The following is a 658-nucleotide window of genomic DNA, read 5'->3' on the forward strand; positions in this document are numbered from 1 at the left end:
CTCTTTTGCTTCTATTAAATAAAGCCGGGTACTTTTTGCCACTCCCGGACTGGTTGTATCAGTTTTGCATATCTCTACTTCCTTGAACCTAACCTCTATTTCGGCCTTTCTTTTTGGACGTTTGCCTTTGGTGTCTACCAATATTTCGTAAGTGCCCTGTGCTAGCTGATCTGAAAAGCAATTGAACAGTTTGCTTTTGTCCTTCAGGGTCCTGTTGGTCCTGGCCCTTATCAAAAGATCTGTCTTTGAATCAGGTACAACTGCAAACTGCTCGTATATATCCCCTTCACGGTCCTGTATGATAACCATTCCCTCAACGGTGGGGGAGAGTGCTTTTTTTGTGTTATTGGATACCTCAATCCATTTATACGATTCTTTCTCGGTAATGGGCAATTTGCTGTATTCGCGCTCAAATTTCGAACGGAACTCCAGTGGCCTGTTCCATACCTTGATATCGGCATAGCCATATGGGGTACCGTCACGGGCATCAAGCACAAGGCTTGGATGGAGCATAAAGCCTAGCCCATGGTCGCCCTTTGCATTTGTAGTACCGATAAAAGTATCCTTCCTTATCCTATTACGGTGGCTACCAAGGTTTATTTCGGTGCTGTCCTGGATGCAAACAACGTACTTCCCATGGCTGGCGGCCTGGCAATTG

General features: G+C 45.6%; 1 pseudogene. It reads right to left on the reverse strand.

The window, feature by feature from the left end:
* Positions 1-513, reverse strand: a pseudogene (locus R2S57_RS30390) (hypothetical protein); the annotation flags it as partial.
* Positions 514-658: the final 145 nt, after the last annotated feature.

Source organism: Pedobacter psychrodurus, from assembly GCF_032678585.1.
In the GTDB taxonomy this organism is placed as follows: Bacteria; Bacteroidota; Bacteroidia; order Sphingobacteriales; family Sphingobacteriaceae; genus Pedobacter; species Pedobacter psychrodurus_A.